Source organism: Methanospirillum stamsii, assembly GCF_003173335.1.
Classification (GTDB): domain Archaea; phylum Halobacteriota; class Methanomicrobia; order Methanomicrobiales; family Methanospirillaceae; genus Methanospirillum; species Methanospirillum stamsii.
Genome location: NZ_QGMZ01000039.1, coordinates 26,009 through 46,895 on the forward strand (window position 1 = coordinate 26,009; position 20,887 = coordinate 46,895).

The window sequence follows — 20,887 nt, forward strand, 5'->3', positions numbered from 1 at the left end:
ATGTCCAGATCATATATCCAGAATCAATTATCATATTTTTCTGAAGAACTGAGCCTTCTAAAGAACTGGAATGAGAGTGAACTGGCTGCAATTTTCAGGGATGTGGGATTTTCATGCCTCCTGTGTGGAAGATGCTGCACTACAGATTTTAATGGCCACGTCTTTCTACTGGATAAAGACGCTGCCTGGGTAAAAGCCCACAATCCGGAATATCTTCTCCCAGCTCCTGAATTTGAACTTATTGATGATGATGGCGTTTTTTATGTTTCAGGATATACATTAAAAGCTAGAGAAAACGGAACCTGCCCCTATCTCAACCATGAACGTTGTACAATATACGAAAACCGCTTTTCTATCTGCAGGATTTATCCATACATGCTTCATCGGGAACCAGATCGGAAAAAACAATTGAAATTCAGACAGATTAGCGGGCTCAATGAACATGGCGAATATAACCAGATGATATCAGATGAAGAATTACTGAAAGCAGCAAAGGAGACAATAGCCTATGAATCAGAATGGCTTTCCCAGATGATCGATTTTTTTTCCGCTGCACAGTCATTATTCATAAATAAGGGATTTTCCCATGTACGAAAAGCCTATGACCAGCGAATACAGGAATTTCGGAGAGGAATCCCTGTTGAAGTTTATGTCTGGTATCAGGGCAAGTTTGTTCTTACTACCGTGCGCTGTGAAGAATACGCGGGTTTTGGTTGGCCCTGATGCGCAGGGATATGAGAAATGCAGGTAATGTTCATATAGGGAGATGTATAATTTTATACATAGATGACCCAACATGTTCAATACCCCTTTCAGGGCGTATTTTCAGGTTCACCACACCGTTGGCGTAAAGCACCATGACACCGATTTTCTGTATCGCCTTTTAGAATAATCAAAAAAAAATGAATTAAACATGAAATCACAGGATATCGCCATTATAGGCATTTTACTCGCAGTGGGCGCAATTGCGCGGTTTGCTGCTTTGTATGCACCACTTCCCCCGTTCTTAGTACCGAACTTTGTTATTGTTTTTTACTGTCTTGCTATCATGCTGGTAGTTCCAAAATTTTCCCAGGCCCTTGGTATCGGGTTTATCGGAGGAATTATCAGTGCCCTGATTAGTCACTCAATATTCCCTCCGGGAAACCTCATCAGTGAACCTATCGGAGCAGTTGCGTGTCTTCTGGTATTCCAGGCATTAAAAACCAGGTTTACTGCAGCCCCATCCATAGCTACCCTTATCGCAACCTTCGCAAGCGGAATTTCATTTATCCTGATTGTTATGCTGTTAGTAATGGTAGCTCCCGGTCTTCTCTTTAAGGCATTTAATTATGAAAGCCTGTACGCGTTCTTTAGTGCGATGATGATTATGATTGTCATTCCAACAGCAATTATTAACACAATCATTGCCCAGGTTCTTTATATTCCGGCATCAAGGGCATTATCCAGAAGATCATGATCCTTGCATCAGCTCTCAGTTATACTTACCCGGTTGGTGTCAGACCTGCCCTCCGGGATATCACCCTTTCTATCAGTACCGGGGAACTTGTGCTGATAACTGGTCCAACTGCTGCGGGTAAAACTACACTTTGTTATGCACTTTCAGGAATTCTGCACCATGAATTTGGAGGGACCGAATCCGGATTTCTTTCTCTTAAAAACAGACCAATTGCAGATTATGCAGGTGTCGCCGAACTAAATCAGCATGTCAGTATAGTCTTTGACGATGCCGATGCACAATTAATCTTTACGAGTGTCGAAGAGGAACTCGCATCAGGTCTTGAAACAAGGATGGATTCGAAAGAGGAGATTGAAATGCGTGTTCGAGAGGTGATGGACCTGTGTGGCATCTCCCATCTGAAAGAACGTCCTCCTTATGCTCTTTCTGGCGGTCAGAAACAAAGGGTAGCACTCGCTGCTGCTCTTGCAATGGACACAGATGTGATAATCCTTGATGAACCAACTTCTGAACTTGATGTCCTTGCCACTACCCGGATAATCGAAATATTACACGATTTAAAACAAAAAGGGAAGACCATCATCATCGTGGATCACTCCCTCGAAGGATATCGGAATGTCGCAGACAGGGTTGTTGTAATGGGAGAGGGCATGATAAAAAAGGAAGGAACATTTGATCTCCTATTCCCTGAAAAGCAGGGTTCGATGAAGGCACTCTATGACGACCCGGATCTGCAGCCACATAATCCGAAAAATCGCACTTCAATCGTTACAATCAATAATCTAGTAAAACGATATGGTGAAATTGAAGCTTTAAGGGGCGTTTCCCTGAAGTTTTATGAGGGAGAATTCATTGCAATTTTGGGTGAAAACGGATCTGGAAAAACTACCTTGGTTAAACATCTGAATGGTCTGCTTCGGCCGGATAGCGGGAAAATCACGGTTAAATTACTGGATGCAGGAACAGCTCCTGTAATGGACCTGGTAAAAGAAACCGGACTGGTCTTTCAGAATCCAGACACCATGCTTTTTGCCGACAGTGTGAGGGATGAAATTCTCTTTGGGCTCGAAAACATCGGAACAGAAAACCCGGATCTGACGATTAGTGAAGTTCTGTCAATGGTAAGTCTATCAGGTAAAGAAACAATCTATCCGAGGCATTTATCTCGAGGTGAGCGACAACGTCTTGCTGTGGCATGTATCCTTGCCATGAAACCGGAAATAATCATCCTTGACGAACCAACAACCGGACTAGATGAAAAAGAATCAGACCGCATGATGGAACTGATGCTGACTCTGCAAAAAACCGGACACACCATAATCATGGTGACACATAACATGCGAATTGCAGAAATGTACGCTGATAGAATAATTGCCATGGAAAATGGGCGTGTTATCGGAGATTACCACAATCTTAAAAGGATGGCATCATGAGTGAAATATTACAATATATACCGGGTAATAGTCCACTGCACCATTTGAATCCGGTAACAAAGTTACTCATGGTAATCCTGATAGTTGGTCTTTGCGTCCTTTCATCGCATATCCCCTTTCTATGTCTCCTGATAATAATCCTGGTACTTGGATCCTTATTTTCAGGACTCATAAATGAATTAAAAAGTCAGGTCCCGTTTCTTCTTTTGCTCTCATTTTTTCTTGTCTTATTAACAAGTCTTACAGTCCAGGAAGGAGAACTACTAATCACCCTTCTCCCATCATCAGACCCATCAGAGCCAGGTTATGGCATCACTTATGGTGGCCTCATGTTTGGGGTATTGTTATCACTACGGTTCATTGTCATGATAACAGCATTTCAGCTTTTTGTAGTCACCACAAAACCAAGTGATCTGGTCACCGGACTCCTCGCATTCAGACTTCCGGTAGATTATATACTCATGCTCCTTATCGCGCTCCGTTTTATCCCAAGTCTTCAGCTTGAAGCAAAAAGAATTCATGAGGCACAATTATGCAGAGGATATAACCCAGGTACCGGAGTTAAAGGAAAAATCATGAGTATGAAACCAATTATGATCCCGTTAGTTGCCAACTCTCTGGCCAAAACCCAGGTTCTCGGACTCACACTTGACATGAGAGGGTATAGAGCCAGAAAAAAACTCCCCTTTCACCGGCTGGTTTTTAATTTTGGAGACGGTATCAGTGCAACACTACTTGTGTTAATTTTTATAACATTTGTCTTTGTCCATTTTTTCCAGACATAACACTTTTTTGTTTTCCTTCCCGCTTCCCACCAGATACCATCGCCATAATTAAAGCCACAGAACAGTAATAGTTCACCATTTATGATATCCGTCCTGCTTGTTGATGATGAACCGGTTATCCTGGACATTGCCCGTGCATTCCTCGAGCGACATGGAGAATTCACCGTCACCACAGTCCTTTCTGCAGAAGAAGGGTTAACCCTTCTGGATGAACAAAATTTTGACGCAGTGGTATCAGATTACGAAATGCCTGTTATGAACGGACTTGGATTCCTGCGTGCCATCCGCGAAAAAGAAAACCATATTCCTTTCATCATTTTCACCGGAAGAGGAAGAGAAGATGTGGTTATCGAAGCCCTTAACGCCGGCGCAGATTATTACATCCAGAAAGGAGGCGATCCGCGTGCACAGTTCACCGAACTTGCATATAAGATCCGTGAATCAGTGAGAAAGAAAAAAGAGATTGCAGCCCCGGCAGAACACGAGCATGTCAGAACCAGAGTTATCAACCACATCCGTGCACTTGAAAAACTTGTTTCACAACTGCAGACTAATGGCGTAAATGCCTCACAAGAGCCCCTGATTCATGAATGCAATTCACATATTCATGATCTTCTGACTCTTTTCGGTGAGCATAAGTAAAAAAAAGGAAAAAATATCCACTAATTCCTTTCGATCAGGCCTTTTGCAATAGTAAATGCTTCATTTGCTTCGTTTATCTGACCGAGCGCCAAGTAAATCTCACCTTTTTTATTCCATAATTCAGGGTTTTCAGGCTCAATCCCGGTCATTACCTCATAACATTTCAGAACTTCCATGAAGCGGGCCAGTTTGGTTAGAGTATAGGCTTTGTGTTGCCAGAGATCGATTCTTTTTGGATCAACTTCAATAGCCTTATCAAACTGAATTAACGCATCTTCGTATTGTTCCAGCCTATTATACGCAAACCCGATGATGAGCCATGAATTTTCTTTTTTATCATCAGGTCCAGCCAATTCCAGGGAGCGTTCAGCGGCTTTGATTGCCAGTTTATACTGTTCCGAATCTATATAGGCAGATGCTTTTCCCTGCCATGCACTGCTCTCATCAGGATTCAGTCTTATTGCGGTATCAAAATCATTCATTGCTTCCTGAAGGCGGTCAAGGTGCTGTAGCGCAATACCCCGCCAGGTCCACACCTTCGCATTGTTGGGGTCAAGACGGAGTGAATGGCTGTATGCATCGACTGCTTCAGTATAAAGACCATCTTTTGCAAACCGGTTTCCCTGTTCATTCCAGTCCTGTGCATTCCACCCCTCAGTCCCCAGACATCCGCAAAGAAAGAATAGAACCAATACAAACAGGGGAAGTAAAATAGCTGCTATAAACTTCATGAAAGTTACACGTTCCAGGTGCCTGAATGCACAATTCTTTTGTATTTGTTATCAGGACAGTATGAAATGTCTTCCTCTTCTCAGGGAATTATTGACACAGGGGTTTTCGGAATCTTGCGGGTGATATCTTCACCTTGTTTCAGATATAGGAGATTCGCCTGATTTATTGCTATTTCCGCCTCATCGTTCTGACCAAGAACCCTTAAAACCGAAGCTTTATTGATCCAGTTTTCTGCATTATCAGAATTGAGTTTCAAAGCTTCATTAAATGAATACAACGCTTCAGTGTAATTCTTTTCCATGACATAGGCATAACCTCGTGAACTCCATGCATCCTCAAAGGATGGACTTATCATAATAATCTTATCGAAATGAGCAATTGCCAGATCATATTGTCCACGACTGCTCAGAGCCAGACCGCGATGATACCAGTATTCTGTATTTGCTTCATCAAGTTCAATTGCTTTGTAAAATGACCTGACTGCTTCATCGTAGTCACCCATCATGTAACTTGCACGCCCTTTCCAGTACCATGCCTGATGATATCCTGAATTAATACGAATCGCAGCGGTAAAGGCATCTATTGCATCTTTGTAACGAACTAGTTCAAAAAGCGCAAGCCCCTTAAGAAAGAATAATTCACTATCCGTTCCGGTTTTTAAAATCGCCTGATCATAGAGTGATACTGCCTGAGCATACCGACCTTCTTCAAAAGCGATTCTGGCCTGATCTTTAATCTGGGCAGTTTCGGTACACCCTGCCGAGATGCATATAATAAAAAAGAGGACTATTACAAGAAAAAAACCTGCATTTTTCGTATTTACATCCGGCCACATATTCCAGAAATCACCAATCAGATATAATGTTGCTTTTCCTTTATTATGAACCAACCGGATACCTGTAAAAAACAGGAAAAAAAGATGGCAAAAGCCATTCAGAATTTATTTACTCGTAGAGATATTTTTCATCAATCCGGGAATAAGAAACAAGTTCTTCCGGCCTGAAGTGAATTGCAATCTCCCGGTCAGCAGTTTCAACACAGTCGGACCCATGGATAACATTCATCCCTATTTCAAGGGCGAAATCTCCCCGGATCGTTCCCGGAACTGCACCGGCAGGGTTTGTTGCTCCAATCATATCCCTGCTGATTTTCACGATGTCCTTTCCTTCCCAAACCATGAGGAAGCAGGGACCAGAAGTTATGTATGCTTTCAGACCAGGAAAGAATGGTTTCTGCACATGCTCTGCATAGTGCTCCATTACCCGTGATTCAGGAAGTTTTTCAAAACGTGAGGCGACCAACTTGAATCCTCTTCGTTCAAACCGGGTAACGATTTCCCCGATAAGTCCGCGCTGGACACCATCTGGTTTTACCATCAAAAAGGTTCGTTCCATCTTAAACCTTTCCAAGAGCTTTCCTGCCGGCAGTGGTCCACCTTACACGACGTGGTATACGGCCAAGTTTATGGTTTTTCTGGCACTTGGTACTGCAGTAGAAGAATACCTGCCCATCCTTCTTAACATACATCTTCCCGGTCCCAGGTTCCATCTGCTCGCCACAGAATGAACAGACATGAGTATCAATCATTGATTTTACCTCCGGGAAAGTTTCTTTGCTTCGCGTTCTGTCTCAAGGAGCATGAGGACATCACCTTCACGGATAGGTCCTACCGTGTTGCGGGTGATAATCCGCCCCTTGTTCGGGCCATCAAGGATACGGGCCTTGACCTGCATGGCTTCTCCATGCATACCGGTTGACCCGATAACCTCAATTACTTCAGCGGGCGTTCCATCAGACATGATATTCACTCAGCTTTGAGGGCTGCAATCTGGGCAGCAATATCGTCGATGATCTCTTTTGCTTTACCGGACTTTACGATAGCTGCAGCAGCTGAACCGACTTCAAGTCCACAGGCAGCGCCAATATCATTCTGCTTGTTAATGAAGAGATAGGGTATCTTCTTTTCATCACAGAGCGGTCCGAGATGCATGACAATCTCGGCTGGTTCAACGTCTCCACCAATAAGAACAAGCTGCGCAATACCGCGCTCGATTGCCTTGGTTGCTTCGTTTGATCCTTTTTTAATTTTACCGCTTTCGCGTGCTGCTTCTACAGCTTCAAGAGCCTTGTTCTGGATATCTTCAGAAACTTCAAAGGTAACGTAGTTTGCCATGAATTCACCTCATTCAGGAGGGGCATGACCCTCCATCATCACTCATCAGCAGATGACGAATGTGCCATATATGTTACGATTGACATCAATTAAAGGTTCGCAAATCGGACCTTCTCAATCATCCTAACTATGGAGAAATTTACACCTATTACAATGAATTGAGTTGATAAATAGTAACATCATGATTTTTGTACAATACATGGAAATCATCAGGGCATATTGAAACCGTATATTTTTTATTTTCTTCAGGACCGACATAGAGGAGACTGGCATTATATGATCTCATGAGTAGCGTGGTTTGCTCCGGGTTTTCATACATAGTGCGCACATCAGAACCCCTTTGTGAATACCAACCGTCAGGAGTATTTCCACGCCACATATACTCATGGAATTGCCATCCGATGATGGTTGGAATCCCGGTAAAAGATGATATCCGGGAGGTATATTGATAATCATCTCCTGCTGCTTCAACAATAATATGATTGCCCGGTAGAGAACGTAAAAAATTCACCGCTTCAGCATCACCCTGATTTGAACTGGAAAGCCAGGCAAGACCATCCAGAGTCGGGGTATGAGCCCCAGGAATAGTAGACACTACCATAGGGGGAACAACCAGACATAGACACAATAAAAGAACAATTCCATATTGAACCGCCCCCGCCCTCCATCGGTTACTATTCTCAATCATTTGATCCAGTTCTTTTCCAATCATGAGACCCGCTGATGTCCCACATAGAATCCAGGCGCCGATATAGAGTTTGAATACCGTATTCATCCGATAATAGGTTTCACCCATGTTATCAGCCAGATAAAAAATTTCACAGAAAAGGAGGATTACAAGGCCACCTGTTGCAAGAAAATCAGCAGCACCATTTCTCCGAAGGAATAACAGGATGAGAAATAATACTGCAAATCCCGCAGATAAATAACCAACCACAAAAAAAGGGATCAGGACTAAAATAACCCAAGGGACAGTTTTGATTAATGAACGGAATGAAAATAAAAATGCTAATAGGAACCAACTATGCACCATCAAAAATTCCATGATATGGGAGGGATTATGGACAAAACCTATCCCTTCAATTCCCTGGGTACACATACTAAAAAGAAGGGGAGAGATTAATAGCAGACTTACAACCGGAACCAACAAAAGATAGATTATTGCTGATGCTTCGGAAGACATCCATCCGCCTTTTTTACGGAACAACTCTTCCCTCACCTGGTTTATAATAAGCAGGGGCCTATACCTTATAGAATCCCAAGCATTTTCTCCAATAATCATGCAGAATCCAACAGCAAGGATCATGGGGGCCCAGATCAAAATATCCCAACTATTTACAGCAGGGATTATTGAGAGCCCAAGAGAGGTAAGGAGAATAATTACACCACGACCAGTCCTGGTAACCGACTTCCAGCAGGTTAAAGCAATCGTGACCATAAGAACCAGAAATGTCTGGGGAAGAATTCCTAAAACATGGGCGTGGACATCACCGAATAAAAAAGAAAAAAGAGGATATTCGTTGATAGTATTCAGAATAACCCTGCTACTGTCCCAAAGAAGAGTGAATGAAGCGGTTCCGGTCAACGCAAGGAATATGAAATATGGATTAACAATAAAAAATGCCAGTACCGGTAAGATCCGGACATGCTTTAAGACAACATTACCAGCACCGTATAGATTGAGTGCAGAAAGCGCAGCAATAGTTGGTAGGACCAGATTAAAAAGGAGATTGGAGGGTATTCCTGCAATAAAAGCAGGCATGGCTACCATCCAGTGCCCAAAATAATAGTACACATTGAGTTCTCCCCCGGCAAACCAGGGGTCCAGGGGAGGAACCATGGGATTTCTAAGAATCGAGGCGAGAAATCCATGGTCCATGAATTTTTCTGCCCCATTAATATCAGGATTAAACATCCTTACAACAAGGAACGCCGCGAAAACCACTATGAAAAGCAGATAATACCGCCATTCTTTTGGAATCTCAAGATAGAAATGTCCAAGTTTAAGAACCATCACTCCGATGTAAAGTAACATAACAGGGACTAATCCCATGAGTGGAGAAAAACCAAGATAAACAGAATACCACGAACCAAGAGAGAAAAGTATAAATCCCCCGGTCCCTGACACAGGAACAGCTACTTTAGGTAGAATCTTTTTTATCCAAGGATACAGGGAGAGATGAATCGCAACAAGCACAACGAACCATGAAAGAACTGCAAAGACCTGATCCACTTCAATCATTAATTAAGAATCCTCTTTGAGTCGTTTTCTGATACTGGCTGATAATTCAGGAATGACCCAGTCACCAAGATAAAAAACAGAGATCACTCCTCCTGCAAGGGTGATTCCATTTTTAACAAGGTGATCAATTACCGCAATTAATGTTGAGACTGCAGGGGCGGTTCCGGCAAGTTCAAAGATTACCGCAAGGGCAAATTCATAGGTCCCAATCCCACCGGGAGTGAGTGGAACTGCTTTTACCAGGTTTCCAGCAACAACAGCAAGTAAGACCACCATAAACGGGATATCCTGCCTGAACATCATAACCACACAATAACAGATGATTGTATCCAGAATCCAGATTCCAACAGAAGTTAAACCCAGGATAATTGCTGACCGGGGAGTAAGAGATGCGTTTCTCATCTCATCCAGCATATTCAGAATATATCGAAGGTATTTGTTTTCGGACTGAATCTTTCCGGTCAGCGTGAGGATTATAAAAAACAGGACACCCAGACACAAAGGCAGAACCAGAATCATCAAAACCCAGGAAGGGGCATTCAAAACAAACAAAATTGCACATAATCCAAGCAGGGCTACAGATATTATATCAAATACACGTTCTACAACAATTGACGAGAGCCCCTGTGATATTGTTGCATCATAGTCATGCTTTAAAAGCACCACCCGGATCAGATCACCTAAACGGGCCGGAACTACAAGATTCACCGTTTGAGAGATAAAAATACAGGCAACACCAAAGGCAACAGATATGAAAACCTGCATCCTTGATAGGATAGCCTGATACCTGCAACTCCTGATAAACCATGCAAACAGACAGAAAAAAACTGCAGGAAATAAGTAAAGAGGCTGTACGTATGAGAGCGCTTCTGACAGGTCATCCCATACACGAACAACCATCACAATCAGAATGGCAGCTGCCAGGAGAACAGAAAAAACAATAGCCACCAGTTTACGATACATGAATCTGCCACCACAGCCTTAAAATTGCTTTTCCCATCTTCCAGATATCACCCGAACGCACGGTGGTTCCCTTACCTTCAGTCCATACAACAGGAATTTCCTTAATTTTAAGCCCGATCCATTGTGCACGGACAAGTATTTCAGTGTCCCAGAACCAGTGAGTATCAACGATATCAGGAAGAAGCATTTTCAGGGAATGAGTTCTAAATGCCTTAAACCCGCACTGATGGTCAGAAATGCTGCTCCTCAGAATACAGTGAACTAAGGTGTTATAACCCCTGCTTTTTATTTCCCGCCCATAACTCCGGATAATTTTGCTCTCTGAAAGAAGACGTGAACCAGTTGCAATATCATACCCTCCGGAAATTGCACCAAGGAGGTCGGTTAGATGAGAGAGATCTGTTGCCAGGTCCACATCAAAATAACAAAAGATTTCCCCTTTTGCTATCGATACTGCATGGGTAAGAGCAGAACCCCTCCCCAGCCGTTGATTCCGGTGAAGATGAATTACAGCATCATAGGCCTTTGCATATTCTTCTGCAACTTCTGTTGAGCCATCCGTACTTGCATCCTCTGCAATAATGATCTCATAAGAAGTTGCAAGATCATCCATGATAGCCAACACTTTCGGTACCGTCCTACGAAGTGCAGAAACATCATTGTAAACCGGAATGACTATTGTTACAGGACTTTGAATTTTCACCTGTTCACTTCCGAAATACGAATACAATCAGATATCTCACCAGCCACACGTTCTCCTGCACGAACAGACCCTTCAATACTCCTTTCAGGATAATTCTCCCTTGAAAACATGCCGGCAAGATAAAGCCCGGGGACATGAACAGATTCCATCAGGGATTTGTACCCGGCAAGATAAAGTGGACCTGCATATGAATCAGTAGTAATGTCAGACCAGGATATTTCATCTTGTCTGACGGAAAATTTATCACAAAAATCCTGTATCATCCGTTCTTGTAGGTCAGGAGAAGGTTTTCCGGAATAATAAGACGCAAGATAAACGATATGTTCACCATACCATGATTCAGGGGCAAGGCAGGTATGTCCAATTACTGCACCATATGGTGCTTCATCATAAAGATTGATCCAGTATATCCCCCGGGTGACCTGTCTTTTCAAACCCAGAGTCACACAAGCAGCTCCCTGATATGGAATTTCAGGAATTTCAATTCCGGCTTCCTTGAGAAGAGGTAATGCTATGGTTGACACAACATAGTCAAATGATTCTCCATTTACAAACCAGTGATTATTTTCTTGATAAATGTGAGTAACAGGAGTACCGGTAAAAAAAATACCACCTCTATTTATTATTTCATCGGATATTGAGGTAATAAAACCAGCAAACCCACGGTTCAGATATCCAAGTCTCTCTCCACTCACTCCACGGTCAGAACGTATTGCAACTCTGCTTACCACCCAGGCTGCAGAAATTTTATTTGCATTCTGACCGAATTTGGATTTTAACAAAGGGAAAAAGAAAGAACGATAGATCTTTTCTCCAACTTTATCAATCAGGTATTTTTCTGCGCTTATCGTATCAAGCATCGATGTGTCGACACACTTGATGTTTTTCATAAAAAGAGCCAGGCGTAATTTGTCATGAAAAGACAGAAGTGGATATCGTAATATTTCAAGCGGGGTGGTGAGAGAATAGATTACCCCATCCTGATACGTTCCCGTAGAACCCTTGAGCCAGAGAACATCCTGATAGAGACCTAATTCCTTTAAAAGCTCCAAAAAGGATTTATCTCCGGAGAAAAAATGGTGGTAAAACCTTTCAATAGAATAGTGCTCTTTGTGGTAGGATGCTAACAGACCTCCAATTTCATCTGACTTTTCGTAAATTGTCACATTATGCTCAACTGAAAGCCTGTACGCCGAAACAAGGCCAGTTAGCCCTCCTCCAATAATTGCGATCCGCATATTCTGTTTTAATCCCTTAGATATTCCCATCCTGCTCATTGAAGAAGCTTTTTGAATGTATAAAGGAAAGATGTACCAAATATTAACATTCCCGATATTTCATAAAACTGGTGTACCTCCATGAAAGTGTTTTTTATAGGATTTGGTCAAGCAGGCGGAAAAATTGTTGATCGGTTCGTTGAGTATGATACAAGAATCGGTGGCAAAAGTTTTCGTGCAATTGCGGTAAATACGGCCAGAACTGATCTGATGGGACTTCAGCACCTGGACTTTGAGGATCGGGTGCTCATCGGTCAGACGGCTGTCAAAGGGCATGGTGTTGGGACAGATAATGACACCGGAGCCCAGATTACCTTTGATGAAATAGATATCATCATGAATGCCATCGACAGGAAAGGGATCGGTGAAACAGAGGCATTCATAATTATTTCAGGACTTGGTGGTGGGACGGGATCAGGTGGTTCACCGGTTCTCGCACGACATTTAAAAAAGATATATAAAGAACCGGTATATGTCCTCGGAATTTTACCGGCTCCGGAAGAGGGGCGACTGTATTCGTATAATGCTGCACGAAGCCTTGCCACATTGGTCAAAGAGGCAGACAATGTCATTCTTTTTGACAACAGTGCCTGGAAAAATGAGGGAGAAAGTATAAAAGGAGCATTTGATCGCCTGAATGATGAAATCGTCCGTAGGTTTGGGTTATTATTCCGTGCCGGAGAGATTGGCCAACTAGGTATTGGAGAAATGGTGGTTGATTCGAGTGAGATCATTAATACTCTCAGGGGAGGAGGAATCAGTTCAGTCGGGTATGCAATCAGTGAAGTGACCGAAACTCCTACTATCGAGAAGGAACGCGGATTCTTTGATAGAATAATTGGAAAAAAGCAGATCGAGGAACGCAGACCAGATGAGAAACTGATGGGTGAAGATAAAACGTCGCGAATTTTATCGCTTGTACGCCGGGCCATGCTTGGTCGTCTAACGCTTCCTTGTGAATATACAACTACCAGCAGGGCATTGGTGCTGGTAGCCGGTCCTCCTGATGATCTGGATAGAAAAGGAATCGAAAAAGCAAAAAGTTGGGTTGAAGAGAATATTGCAGGAGTAGAAGTTCGCGGAGGGGATTTTCCTGCACAGAGTAAATATGTAGCTGCAGTAGTTCTTCTTGCATCCATTGCTGATGCTCCCCGGGTAACAAACCTTCTTGAAATAGCTAAAGAAACAAAAGCTACATCTGAAAGAATTGATGAAGAAAACATTTTAAAACTTGATGAGAGCATTGAACCACTATTTGAATGAGGAACCCATGAAGATCAGATCTTTTGTAATTTTTCTGTGTATCATTTTTTTTGTCATTGCTATCCCTGCAATGGCAAGTGTTGAAGTTGGATATGTGAACGTTAAACCAACCGGAGACCTTGAATCTGGTAAATCCAATGTATCTGCTGATTTAGAACTTTCTTTTATTTCTTCCAGCGGAGAATCATTTCCCAGTGATGAAAGCCTGGTATTAAGTACCGGACTTGATAACCCGGTGTGGACATATTCAATTATTCTCGATGGTGTTGAAAACCCTCGACCTGCTGTTAGTAAAAAACAACTGGACCTTTCCGGATGGGAACTCTCATATGAGAATGTTGAAGAAAGTGTTAAAGTCAATTTGAGAGGAATGGCCCCAAAGGTTGACAAATCAGCACAAGTCGAGATAGTTTCAGTCAATGTTGCCACTGCCGGGGGAAGAGTAAAAGATACGGTTAAAAATGTATCCGCTTTTGTGACCAACCCAGGTGAATTAAAAGGCGATCTCTCTTCAGTCAAAGAATCCTATTCAAAGCTCGAAAAGGATCTGGCTCAGCACAAAGCAGACGGAATAGACATTTCAAAAGCAGAACAAAAGGCAAAAGAAGCATCAAGTGCACTTAATTCAGCTGCAGGGGCAAGTTACTCCAATGCACAGGTATACATTAAAAACGCAAATACCTACATAAAAGATGCATATGCAATGCTTGATTCTGGATTGTCCCAAAAAGCGATTAATGACGCAAAAGAAGCAATAGATAAGACGGATGAATGGATTACATATTTCAAGACTGAAAAAGACCTGGGTAGTGATCCCCGTCTTGCCCCCATCATAACAAAGCGGGAATTTGCAGCCGAAGATGCAAGTGATGCCAAGGAACTTTATGATGCAGGCAAATATTCTGAAGCCAAGAAAAAAGCTGAAGAAGCCTATCAGAAAGCTACAGAAGTATTTGATGAAACACAAGCATTACAGGCAGAACTTGAAAAAGAACCTGAAGGAGTTGCACTTCCTGACGTTTCCGGCATATTGCCCTATTTAATCGGATTAATTATCCTTGTCATTGTAGGGTTTATCGCCTTACGTCTCTTTAAAAACCGTGGTGGCAAAGGAGGCAGCGGTAAGGGCGGCGGAGGTAGTTTTGGTTCCCGGGATAAACCCAAAAAGAAGTCAACTGCTCATCAATATGATGAGTTATTCTAATTTTTTTCTCACATTTTTTTATTACTGTCACTATTCAAACGGGAATACCAAGATTTACGATCCTCAGTTATCCCATGAGGAATAATATTTTATTAGCATTAAAACCCTAAGGCATTCTTTTTTTGGTGATATACGCAAAAAAACTTTTTAAAAATAGCGAAAAAAACCCTTCCAATAAATTGAGATTATAATTTCATTTTTAAATTGGATAATTAACGGTGGGTTTTTTGTTACCCTCTTTTGTTACCATCATAGTAAGAAAAAACAAAGGAATTATCCAGTAAATATTGTTGAGCCACTCGATATTACAATCGTAACTGGATTAGGCCAGATTAACCTATTTTTCCCGGACAAATACATCAAGGTTAACCGTACCCATTTCTCCATCACGGAGGAAGAACCACTGTAATGGTCGGTTCTGATTATCATACCATGAGAACCAATAACTCAAATGATATTCCCTTTTTTCAAACCCGGCCAATGAAGAGTAACTATCAATGTCATGTGCAATGATGACATCAGGATCTTTTCCAGCCCATATAACAGGATCGACCTTTTTTCCATAAAATTGAATTTTATTCCATTTAGTTCCACGATAATACCATGGAAGTGGCCAGTACGAATCAGAAGTCACAACCACACTGTCTGCCGCATCAATAAGTTTCATTACCTCCCGCATGTCTTCAGAATTCTGAACCTGGACAATCGGTTCATTAATATCTACAGGGGTAAAGCAAACATGAAGTGTCATCCCGATTAGAAACAATGCTGTGATAATCCCGGCAATAACTTTCTTTCCTGTCATTGCATATGATGCCAGAATGAGAACAGGAAATAACTGGTGAATGAGAAGCCAGGGTACTTTTTCTCCAATGTATCCATAAAAAACAATGGTACATAAAGCCCAGACTGTTATGAGGGCCATTAAGTAATGCTGCTTCGTATTACCAGTATGAGAAGGAATTTCTTCATGTGGATGAAAAATAGAGGAAATGCCACCATTTTTATAACCCCATTCCCATACCCCGAACACAGCGAGAGCGAAAAGCGGTAGTTCATAAAGAATGAACATCGCAATATACCAGTATGGTGGACCACAAAGCCTGCATTGGTCATGCATTGAGGTCCAATGCTCGATGGCCTTTACCGGTGCTTCCCAAAACATTTCCGGATGTGTGAAAAATGAACTATAGAATAAAAATCCGGTAAAACCGGCAACAATTACCGCCCCAAGAATATCCCATCTCCAGCTTCGAGGAAGAATAATCAGGTTCTTGATTAATAGCAGAATAAAAAAAGCCCCAAAGATGAATATCGCTACCGGCATCTCTTCTTTAAGGCACATCCCACAGGCTGCAGAAAATCCTGCCAATATTGCCCAACCTGGTTTTTTAAATTCTATGTATGCAATTATGGAAAGGAGTAACAGGACCGTGAAAAATAATTGAAAAATATCGTGCCTTAAAAATCTTGAGAAATAAACCATATCAGGCGAGATTGCAAAAAATATTGCAGACCAGATGGTCTGATTCCGGGAAAGCCATCCGGTTTTATAAATCCCATATATCAGCAGAATTATTGCAGATCCAAAAACAGCAGGAAGGAGCCTGACTACCAGGTCACTATCTCCACAAAATTTGAATATTCCTGCAGTCAGGTAATACAGGAACGGACCATGGTACATTGGATCATACTGATATACTCCTTTTGTAACAAGTTCATAACTGAACCAGGCATGAATGGCTTCATCGTGATGGAGAAGTTTAAGATTCGGAAGTAGTACCCGGAGAATAAGTCCAATTAAAAAAATTATAGTAATAATCTTTTCTATGGAGAAATTGGCTATTTTTTCCCTGAATTTTAGAATATTCATAAATATATCTGCCCCATATACAGCCAGTTATGAACGATAATGACCTGAATAATTATGAAAAAATACGATCGATTGATATTTACATCTGTTCTTATCAATCCCAAATAAAAGAGAAAAAAGGTATCTCCTTCAGGAGGTACTGTGGATTATATCGGGATTATTGCGGCTTGTCTGAAAAGCCGCTCTTTTCCATCAGCTTTCAAGGACTATTTCAATACCAATATCCTTTGGTACCTGGGTACGCATAAGCTGACGAAGAGCACGCTCATCAGCGTCAAGATCGATGAGACGCTTATGAACTCTCATCTGCCAGCGATCCCAGGTTGCTGTGCCCTCTCCATCAGGACTTTTCCTGATGGGAACCACAAGCTTCCTGGTTGGCAGGGGAATCGGACCGGCCAGATTTACACCGGTCCGCTCAGCGATCTCTTTAATCTTTTCGCATACTTCTTCGACTTTTTGATAGTCGGTTCCGGTGAGTCTAATTCTGGCCTTCTGCATGATAACACCGAATCTCAATCAGCGCATCTGCTTCTTGACTACGCTTATACACATTCCTGCAGCAATGGTCTGACCCATATCACGAATTGCAAACCGTCCAAGCTGTGGGAATTCTTTTGCGCTTTCCACACAAAGTGGCTTGGTCGGGTGGCACTTGATGATTGCTGCATCACCGGCTTTCAGGAAGGTTGGGTTCTCTTCAAGAGTCTGACCGGTGCGTGGGTCAAGTTTCTTTACAAGTTCAGTAAAGGTACAGGCAGTCTGTGCAGTGTGGCAGTGGAAGACCGGAGTGTATCCGATAGTAATTGCACTTGGGTGCTGAAGCACAACAATCTGTGCTGAGAACTCTTCTGCAACTGATGGTGGGTTGTCTGCTGCTCCACACACATCGCCACGCCGGACATCGTCCTTCCCGATACCACGAACGTTAAATCCGATGTTGTCACCAGGAAGTGCCTGTGGGATTTCTTCATGGTGCATTTCAATGGACTTTACTTCCCCGGTCTTGTTAGCCGGCATGAAGGTAACGTTCATTCCTTTCTTAAGGGTACCTGTTTCAACACGACCGACCGGAACAGTTCCGATACCTGAGATGGAATAAGCATCCTGAATAGGGACACGGAGTGGTTTTTCGGTTGGTTTTTCCGGAACTTCAAGTTCGTCAAGAAGTCCGAAGAGTGTCTTACCCTTGTACCAGGGCATGTTTGCACTGATTTTAATGATGTTGTCACCCTCGAATGCACTGATTGGGATGAACTTGACACTGTCAGGGTTTGTTCCAACCATTTTCAGAAGACTGCCAACATCGGCCTTAACCTGGTTGAAGCGTGCTTCCTCATACTTGGAAGCATCCATCTTGTTAACTGCAACAATGAGCTGCTTGATACCAAGAGTCTTAGACAGGAACACGTGCTCCTTGGTCTGTTCCATAACACCATCAGGTGCTGCAACAACGATAACAGCTGCATCTGCCTGAGATGCACCGGTGATCATGTTTTTAACAAAATCCCTGTGTCCGGGACAGTCCACGACAGTAAAATAGTACTTGTCAGTGTCGAACCGCTTGTGAGCAATATCAATGGTAATACCACGTTCACGCTCTTCTTTCAGGCTGTCCATAACCCATGCGAAAGCGAATGAACCCTTACCCTTTGATTCTGCTTCTTTTTTGTACTGCTCAACAATATGTGCCGGAACTGCTCCGGCTTCATACATCAGTCTACCAACGGTAGTTGACTTTCCATGGTCGATGTGACCAATAACAGCGAGGTTAATGTGCGGCTTTTCAGTTGCCATATATAACAAATCCTCCAATACCTCCGCACGATATCAGAACTGCAAAGCACAGCCCGGTTATGCGAGTATTACATATTTGATAGAAGTCCTTTTAATATTTTTCACTCTGCAGTTCATTCTCATTGAAAGCCGGATTAACCACTTACAGCAGAAAAGCGAAGTGATTAAAAGGGTTTCAGAGGAAAGATCTGATTACAAATGAAGTCAATTCCGATACTCCGGGAACCGAATTCAGATAAAGCCTATGTAGAATGCGCCAGTGGAAAGTTGCCAGTGCACACCCGGTGCTCATATTGCCTGCATTGTAAAGGAATCCAGGTTGGGGCGCGGGTTATGCCTTCTCCCTATGAAATGGCTTTTTCTCAGATTAAAGGCAGCTCTGCTCCCCCTGAAACCCTGATGGAAGCAGCAATGCAATTTAACAGCCTGGTCAGAGATGGCTCAGCAATATCCTGCGATGATGACAACGGACAGGGTTATACTCCCAGATTTGGGTCACGGCTATAATCAGAAAAAAATTACACCCAGACACAACAAGCAGTTGCCGCAAGGATAGCGCTTCGACAAATTTCCCCGGTGGCTCCGGTCACATCACCATTTACCCCATCAAAAAACCGGACTGCAAGAATTCTAATACAGAGAGGGAATAAAACAAGGACAACTGCTGCACACATCCGTGCCATATACGGGAGAGGCAAAAGGAATGCAGGTATGAGGAGCAGGGTTGCAGGAATAAAAAACCATGATTTTGCATAACCATAGAATGTTGCATGTAATCCTTCGTGGAAAGGTTTTCCAGTAATTGTCAGGACTGCCATCCCCCATTTCGCCCCCGTTTCTGCAAGGATTATCGCAGAAACTGCCAAGACTGCACCTTTAATCGAGCCAAGGGATACTATAGACAGCAGCGTTATCATCATTCCAATAGCTACACCCCCGGTTCCAATCTGCCGATCAGTTAATGCTGCAATTCTTTTTTCAGTCGAACCATGGGCCATAAGTCCATCTCCAAAATCCAGAAGACCATCCAGGTGATTTCCCCCGGTAACCAGAATAACAATCCCCATTGCAAGTACAGCCTGCAAAAGAGGAGGAGCAGGGAGAATGATGAAAACCAGTGAGGCAATTCCCCCAGTTATGTATCCTGCCAGGGGGTAGAGCCATGTATTTCGTGCAAAACTTTCAAAAGGAGCAGGAGAACCCAGGGGAAGAATGGTGGTGAACTGGAGCAGGGCACGGATCGCTTGTATCATGAATACCTACATTATTCACAATGCTGATATGAGATAATATCCGTGAAATTGATGCCTTATTCAGAGTAATGAGATACCGATGGTTTTTCTATCAAGGCCCACAAAATTTCAACCAAAACGACCATTATTCGTCGGAATTCTGGCAAATACCATGCTATCTACAGTTCCCGGATTGTCGGGTGCAGGCCCCAGTCCAGAAGGTTCATTATTAGTTCCCATTCTCGATGCTGAACTTATCTGGAACGGAAGGATCACAAGTTCTGATGCCACGCCAAATACATCGACTGGTTGCCCTACTCCTGCAACCATCACCCGCGCAGTCATGGGATTAACGGGCCTAACACCCCTATTCATTAACGCCGGACTAGTCCACCGGCCCACAATTCCGGTACTTGAAATCCCCTCTAATGCAGGGAATGATCCAAGAAAAGGCCCTTCTGTCCCTGATGCTATCAGATTATACCATGAAGGAGTGCGAATTGGATCCCTTCTTTCATCTCATGATCTTCTGGTTATCGGAGAATGTGTCCCGGGTGGGACTACTACTGCACTCTGCGTTCTTCGGGCACTTGGGTATGATGCCAGAGTGAGTAGTGCATCAATAAAAAACCCTGATTCAATGAAGGAAAAAGTATGTTCGGACGTATTAAACCGCATAGGAAAAATTCCGGACAACCCGCTGGAGGTTATTCATGAGGCAGGCGATCCAATGATGGCAGTGACTGCCGGAATTGTTGAGGGATTTCCCGGAACGGTGCTACTTGCAGGAGGAACACAGATGCTGGCAGTTACTGCAATCATCAGTGCGCTTGGAAAACAGATCCCCGAGGTTGTCACAACGGTTTATGTCCGAGATGATCCAAACGCCAGCTGTGACAAAACCGCGCGTGACATTGGCACTCCAATTACGTATGTTGATCCAGGATTTGGAGAGATTGGGCATTCGGGTCTTGTCAGGTATTGCATCGGTGAAGTAAAAGAAGGAATGGGATGCGGAGGAGCAATGATGCTTGGAAATCTAATGAATCACTCTCCGGAAGAGATTACACAAGCCATATTGTCATTCATTTCAGAGTACAGTCCCTGAA

The 20,887-nt window shown here is 42.9% G+C and carries 23 protein-coding genes; 9 read left to right on the top strand and 14 right to left on the bottom strand.

All coding sequences use genetic code 11. From position 1 onward, the window contains the following. The 5 genes from DLD82_RS14670 to DLD82_RS14690 all read left to right on the top strand — a co-directional run bounded on the left by DLD82_RS14670 (position 1) and on the right by DLD82_RS14690 (position 4,319). Positions 1 to 723 carry a YkgJ family cysteine cluster protein gene (locus DLD82_RS14670; RefSeq protein WP_109941876.1) on the top strand — a complete coding sequence of 241 codons (723 nt, stop codon included), beginning with the start codon at positions 1 to 3 and terminating at the stop codon, positions 721 to 723. Positions 724 to 913: 190 nt separating this feature from the next. Beyond that, positions 914 to 1,459 carry a tryptophan transporter gene (locus DLD82_RS14675; RefSeq protein ID WP_109941877.1) on the top strand — a complete coding sequence of 182 codons (546 nt, stop codon included), beginning with the start codon at positions 914 to 916 and terminating at the stop codon, positions 1,457 to 1,459. Continuing rightward, the gene (locus DLD82_RS14680; RefSeq protein ID WP_109941878.1) at positions 1,456 to 2,892 is read left to right on the top strand and encodes an ABC transporter ATP-binding protein; all 1,437 of its coding nucleotides are present in this window, start codon (positions 1,456 to 1,458) and stop codon (positions 2,890 to 2,892) included. The genes DLD82_RS14675 and DLD82_RS14680 overlap by 4 nt, the downstream gene beginning before the upstream one ends. Continuing rightward, positions 2,889 to 3,677 (top strand): energy-coupling factor transporter transmembrane component T family protein, encoded by a 789-nt coding sequence (locus DLD82_RS14685; protein ID WP_109941879.1) that lies wholly within the window; start codon positions 2,889 to 2,891, stop codon positions 3,675 to 3,677. The genes DLD82_RS14680 and DLD82_RS14685 overlap by 4 nt, the downstream gene beginning before the upstream one ends. Positions 3,678 to 3,758: 81 nt before the next feature. Further along, positions 3,759 to 4,319, top strand: a complete 561-nt coding sequence (locus tag DLD82_RS14690) for a response regulator (RefSeq protein WP_109941880.1) — start codon at positions 3,759 to 3,761, stop codon at positions 4,317 to 4,319. 20 nt (positions 4,320 to 4,339) lie between these two features. Here the strand turns inward: DLD82_RS14690 and DLD82_RS14695 are convergent, their stop codons facing one another. The 10 genes from DLD82_RS14695 to DLD82_RS14740 form a co-directional block, all read right to left on the bottom strand. Beyond that, a complete protein-coding gene (locus tag DLD82_RS14695) occupies positions 4,340 to 5,050 on the bottom strand; it encodes a tetratricopeptide repeat protein (protein ID WP_109941881.1) in 711 nt (236 codons plus the stop codon). Between the two features lie 80 nt (positions 5,051 to 5,130). Continuing rightward, positions 5,131 to 5,940, bottom strand: a complete 810-nt coding sequence (locus tag DLD82_RS14700; RefSeq protein WP_109941882.1) for a tetratricopeptide repeat protein — start codon at positions 5,938 to 5,940, stop codon at positions 5,131 to 5,133. 55 nt (positions 5,941 to 5,995) lie between these two features. Next, a complete protein-coding gene (gene ndk / locus DLD82_RS14705) occupies positions 5,996 to 6,445 on the bottom strand; it encodes a nucleoside-diphosphate kinase (RefSeq protein WP_109941883.1) in 450 nt (149 codons plus the stop codon). A 1-nt stretch (position 6,446) separates the two neighbouring features. Beyond that, a complete protein-coding gene (locus DLD82_RS14710; RefSeq protein ID WP_109941884.1) occupies positions 6,447 to 6,638 on the bottom strand; it encodes a 50S ribosomal protein L24e in 192 nt (63 codons plus the stop codon). A gap of 5 nt (positions 6,639 to 6,643) precedes the next feature. Next, positions 6,644 to 6,853: a 30S ribosomal protein S28e gene (locus DLD82_RS14715; protein ID WP_109941981.1), complete on the bottom strand. Its 210-nt coding sequence runs from the start codon at positions 6,851 to 6,853 to the stop codon at positions 6,644 to 6,646. A 2-nt stretch (positions 6,854 to 6,855) separates the two neighbouring features. Beyond that, the gene (gene rpl7ae, locus DLD82_RS14720) at positions 6,856 to 7,224 is read right to left on the bottom strand and encodes a 50S ribosomal protein L7Ae (protein ID WP_109941885.1); all 369 of its coding nucleotides are present in this window, start codon (positions 7,222 to 7,224) and stop codon (positions 6,856 to 6,858) included. A gap of 148 nt (positions 7,225 to 7,372) precedes the next feature. After that, positions 7,373 to 9,466, bottom strand: a complete 2,094-nt coding sequence (locus tag DLD82_RS14725) for a DUF2298 domain-containing protein (RefSeq protein WP_109941886.1) — start codon at positions 9,464 to 9,466, stop codon at positions 7,373 to 7,375. Positions 9,467 to 9,469: 3 nt separating this feature from the next. Then, positions 9,470 to 10,429 (bottom strand): lysylphosphatidylglycerol synthase transmembrane domain-containing protein, encoded by a 960-nt coding sequence (locus tag DLD82_RS14730; RefSeq protein ID WP_109941887.1) that lies wholly within the window; start codon positions 10,427 to 10,429, stop codon positions 9,470 to 9,472. Further along, positions 10,419 to 11,132: a dolichyl-phosphate beta-glucosyltransferase gene (locus DLD82_RS14735; protein WP_109941982.1), complete on the bottom strand. Its 714-nt coding sequence runs from the start codon at positions 11,130 to 11,132 to the stop codon at positions 10,419 to 10,421. Before DLD82_RS14735 ends, DLD82_RS14730 begins: the two co-directional genes overlap by 11 nt. Beyond that, positions 11,129 to 12,400 carry an NAD(P)/FAD-dependent oxidoreductase gene (locus tag DLD82_RS14740; protein ID WP_245920464.1) on the bottom strand — a complete coding sequence of 424 codons (1,272 nt, stop codon included), beginning with the start codon at positions 12,398 to 12,400 and terminating at the stop codon, positions 11,129 to 11,131. Before DLD82_RS14740 ends, DLD82_RS14735 begins: the two co-directional genes overlap by 4 nt. 90 nt (positions 12,401 to 12,490) lie before the next feature. Here DLD82_RS14740 and DLD82_RS14745 point away from each other — a divergent pair, with 90 nt between their 5' ends. Beyond that, the gene (locus DLD82_RS14745) at positions 12,491 to 13,672 is read left to right on the top strand and encodes a tubulin/FtsZ family protein (protein ID WP_109941888.1); all 1,182 of its coding nucleotides are present in this window, start codon (positions 12,491 to 12,493) and stop codon (positions 13,670 to 13,672) included. A 7-nt stretch (positions 13,673 to 13,679) separates the two neighbouring features. Then, on the top strand, positions 13,680 to 14,876 hold the full coding sequence (locus DLD82_RS14750; RefSeq protein WP_146199822.1) for a hypothetical protein: 1,197 nt from the start codon (positions 13,680 to 13,682) through the stop codon (positions 14,874 to 14,876). 337 nt (positions 14,877 to 15,213) lie between these two features. Here DLD82_RS14750 and DLD82_RS14755 read toward each other — a convergent pair whose 3' ends face one another. From DLD82_RS14755 to tuf, 3 genes are all read right to left on the bottom strand, one after another. Beyond that, the gene (locus tag DLD82_RS14755) at positions 15,214 to 16,749 is read right to left on the bottom strand and encodes a flippase activity-associated protein Agl23 (protein WP_109941890.1); all 1,536 of its coding nucleotides are present in this window, start codon (positions 16,747 to 16,749) and stop codon (positions 15,214 to 15,216) included. Positions 16,750 to 16,941: 192 nt separating this feature from the next. Then, on the bottom strand, positions 16,942 to 17,250 hold the full coding sequence (gene rpsJ, locus DLD82_RS14760; protein ID WP_011448589.1) for a 30S ribosomal protein S10: 309 nt from the start codon (positions 17,248 to 17,250) through the stop codon (positions 16,942 to 16,944). An 18-nt stretch (positions 17,251 to 17,268) separates the two neighbouring features. Further along, positions 17,269 to 18,546, bottom strand: coding sequence for a translation elongation factor EF-1 subunit alpha (tuf, locus tag DLD82_RS14765; protein ID WP_109941891.1), 1,278 nt, complete (start codon positions 18,544 to 18,546; stop codon positions 17,269 to 17,271). A 198-nt stretch (positions 18,547 to 18,744) separates the two neighbouring features. Between tuf and DLD82_RS14775 the strand changes: the two genes are divergently transcribed. Next, positions 18,745 to 19,053, top strand: a complete 309-nt coding sequence (locus DLD82_RS14775; protein WP_109941893.1) for a hypothetical protein — start codon at positions 18,745 to 18,747, stop codon at positions 19,051 to 19,053. A gap of 11 nt (positions 19,054 to 19,064) precedes the next feature. Here the strand turns inward: DLD82_RS14775 and cobS are convergent, their stop codons facing one another. After that, positions 19,065 to 19,799 (bottom strand): adenosylcobinamide-GDP ribazoletransferase, encoded by a 735-nt coding sequence (cobS, locus tag DLD82_RS14780; protein WP_109941894.1) that lies wholly within the window; start codon positions 19,797 to 19,799, stop codon positions 19,065 to 19,067. 79 nt (positions 19,800 to 19,878) lie between these two features. Between cobS and cobT the strand changes: the two genes are divergently transcribed. Further along, positions 19,879 to 20,886 carry a nicotinate mononucleotide-dependent phosphoribosyltransferase CobT gene (gene cobT / locus DLD82_RS14785; RefSeq protein ID WP_109941895.1) on the top strand — a complete coding sequence of 336 codons (1,008 nt, stop codon included), beginning with the start codon at positions 19,879 to 19,881 and terminating at the stop codon, positions 20,884 to 20,886. Position 20,887: the final 1 nt, after the last annotated feature.

Coding starts and splice junctions, on each gene's coding strand:
- rpsJ (WP_011448589.1), bottom strand. CDS start 17,250: ATGCAGAAGGCCAGAATTAGACTCACCGGAACCGACTATCAAAAAGTC.
- DLD82_RS14695 (WP_109941881.1), bottom strand. CDS start 5,050: ATGAAGTTTATAGCAGCTATTTTACTTCCCCTGTTTGTATTGGTTCTA.
- DLD82_RS14675 (WP_109941877.1), top strand. CDS start 914: ATGAAATCACAGGATATCGCCATTATAGGCATTTTACTCGCAGTGGGC.
- ndk (WP_109941883.1), bottom strand. CDS start 6,445: ATGGAACGAACCTTTTTGATGGTAAAACCAGATGGTGTCCAGCGCGGA.
- DLD82_RS14750 (WP_146199822.1), top strand. CDS start 13,680: ATGAAGATCAGATCTTTTGTAATTTTTCTGTGTATCATTTTTTTTGTC.
- cobS (WP_109941894.1), bottom strand. CDS start 19,799: ATGATACAAGCGATCCGTGCCCTGCTCCAGTTCACCACCATTCTTCCC.
- DLD82_RS14730 (WP_109941887.1), bottom strand. CDS start 10,429: ATGTATCGTAAACTGGTGGCTATTGTTTTTTCTGTTCTCCTGGCAGCT.
- DLD82_RS14725 (WP_109941886.1), bottom strand. CDS start 9,466: ATGATTGAAGTGGATCAGGTCTTTGCAGTTCTTTCATGGTTCGTTGTG.
- DLD82_RS14755 (WP_109941890.1), bottom strand. CDS start 16,749: ATGAATATTCTAAAATTCAGGGAAAAAATAGCCAATTTCTCCATAGAA.
- DLD82_RS14685 (WP_109941879.1), top strand. CDS start 2,889: ATGAGTGAAATATTACAATATATACCGGGTAATAGTCCACTGCACCAT.
- tuf (WP_109941891.1), bottom strand. CDS start 18,546: ATGGCAACTGAAAAGCCGCACATTAACCTCGCTGTTATTGGTCACATC.
- rpl7ae (WP_109941885.1), bottom strand. CDS start 7,224: ATGGCAAACTACGTTACCTTTGAAGTTTCTGAAGATATCCAGAACAAG.
- DLD82_RS14690 (WP_109941880.1), top strand. CDS start 3,759: ATGATATCCGTCCTGCTTGTTGATGATGAACCGGTTATCCTGGACATT.
- DLD82_RS14745 (WP_109941888.1), top strand. CDS start 12,491: ATGAAAGTGTTTTTTATAGGATTTGGTCAAGCAGGCGGAAAAATTGTT.
- DLD82_RS14710 (WP_109941884.1), bottom strand. CDS start 6,638: ATGATTGATACTCATGTCTGTTCATTCTGTGGCGAGCAGATGGAACCT.
- DLD82_RS14775 (WP_109941893.1), top strand. CDS start 18,745: ATGAAGTCAATTCCGATACTCCGGGAACCGAATTCAGATAAAGCCTAT.
- DLD82_RS14740 (WP_245920464.1), bottom strand. CDS start 12,400: ATGGGAATATCTAAGGGATTAAAACAGAATATGCGGATCGCAATTATT.
- DLD82_RS14680 (WP_109941878.1), top strand. CDS start 1,456: ATGATCCTTGCATCAGCTCTCAGTTATACTTACCCGGTTGGTGTCAGA.
- DLD82_RS14670 (WP_109941876.1), top strand. CDS start 1: ATGTCCAGATCATATATCCAGAATCAATTATCATATTTTTCTGAAGAA.
- cobT (WP_109941895.1), top strand. CDS start 19,879: ATGGTTTTTCTATCAAGGCCCACAAAATTTCAACCAAAACGACCATTA.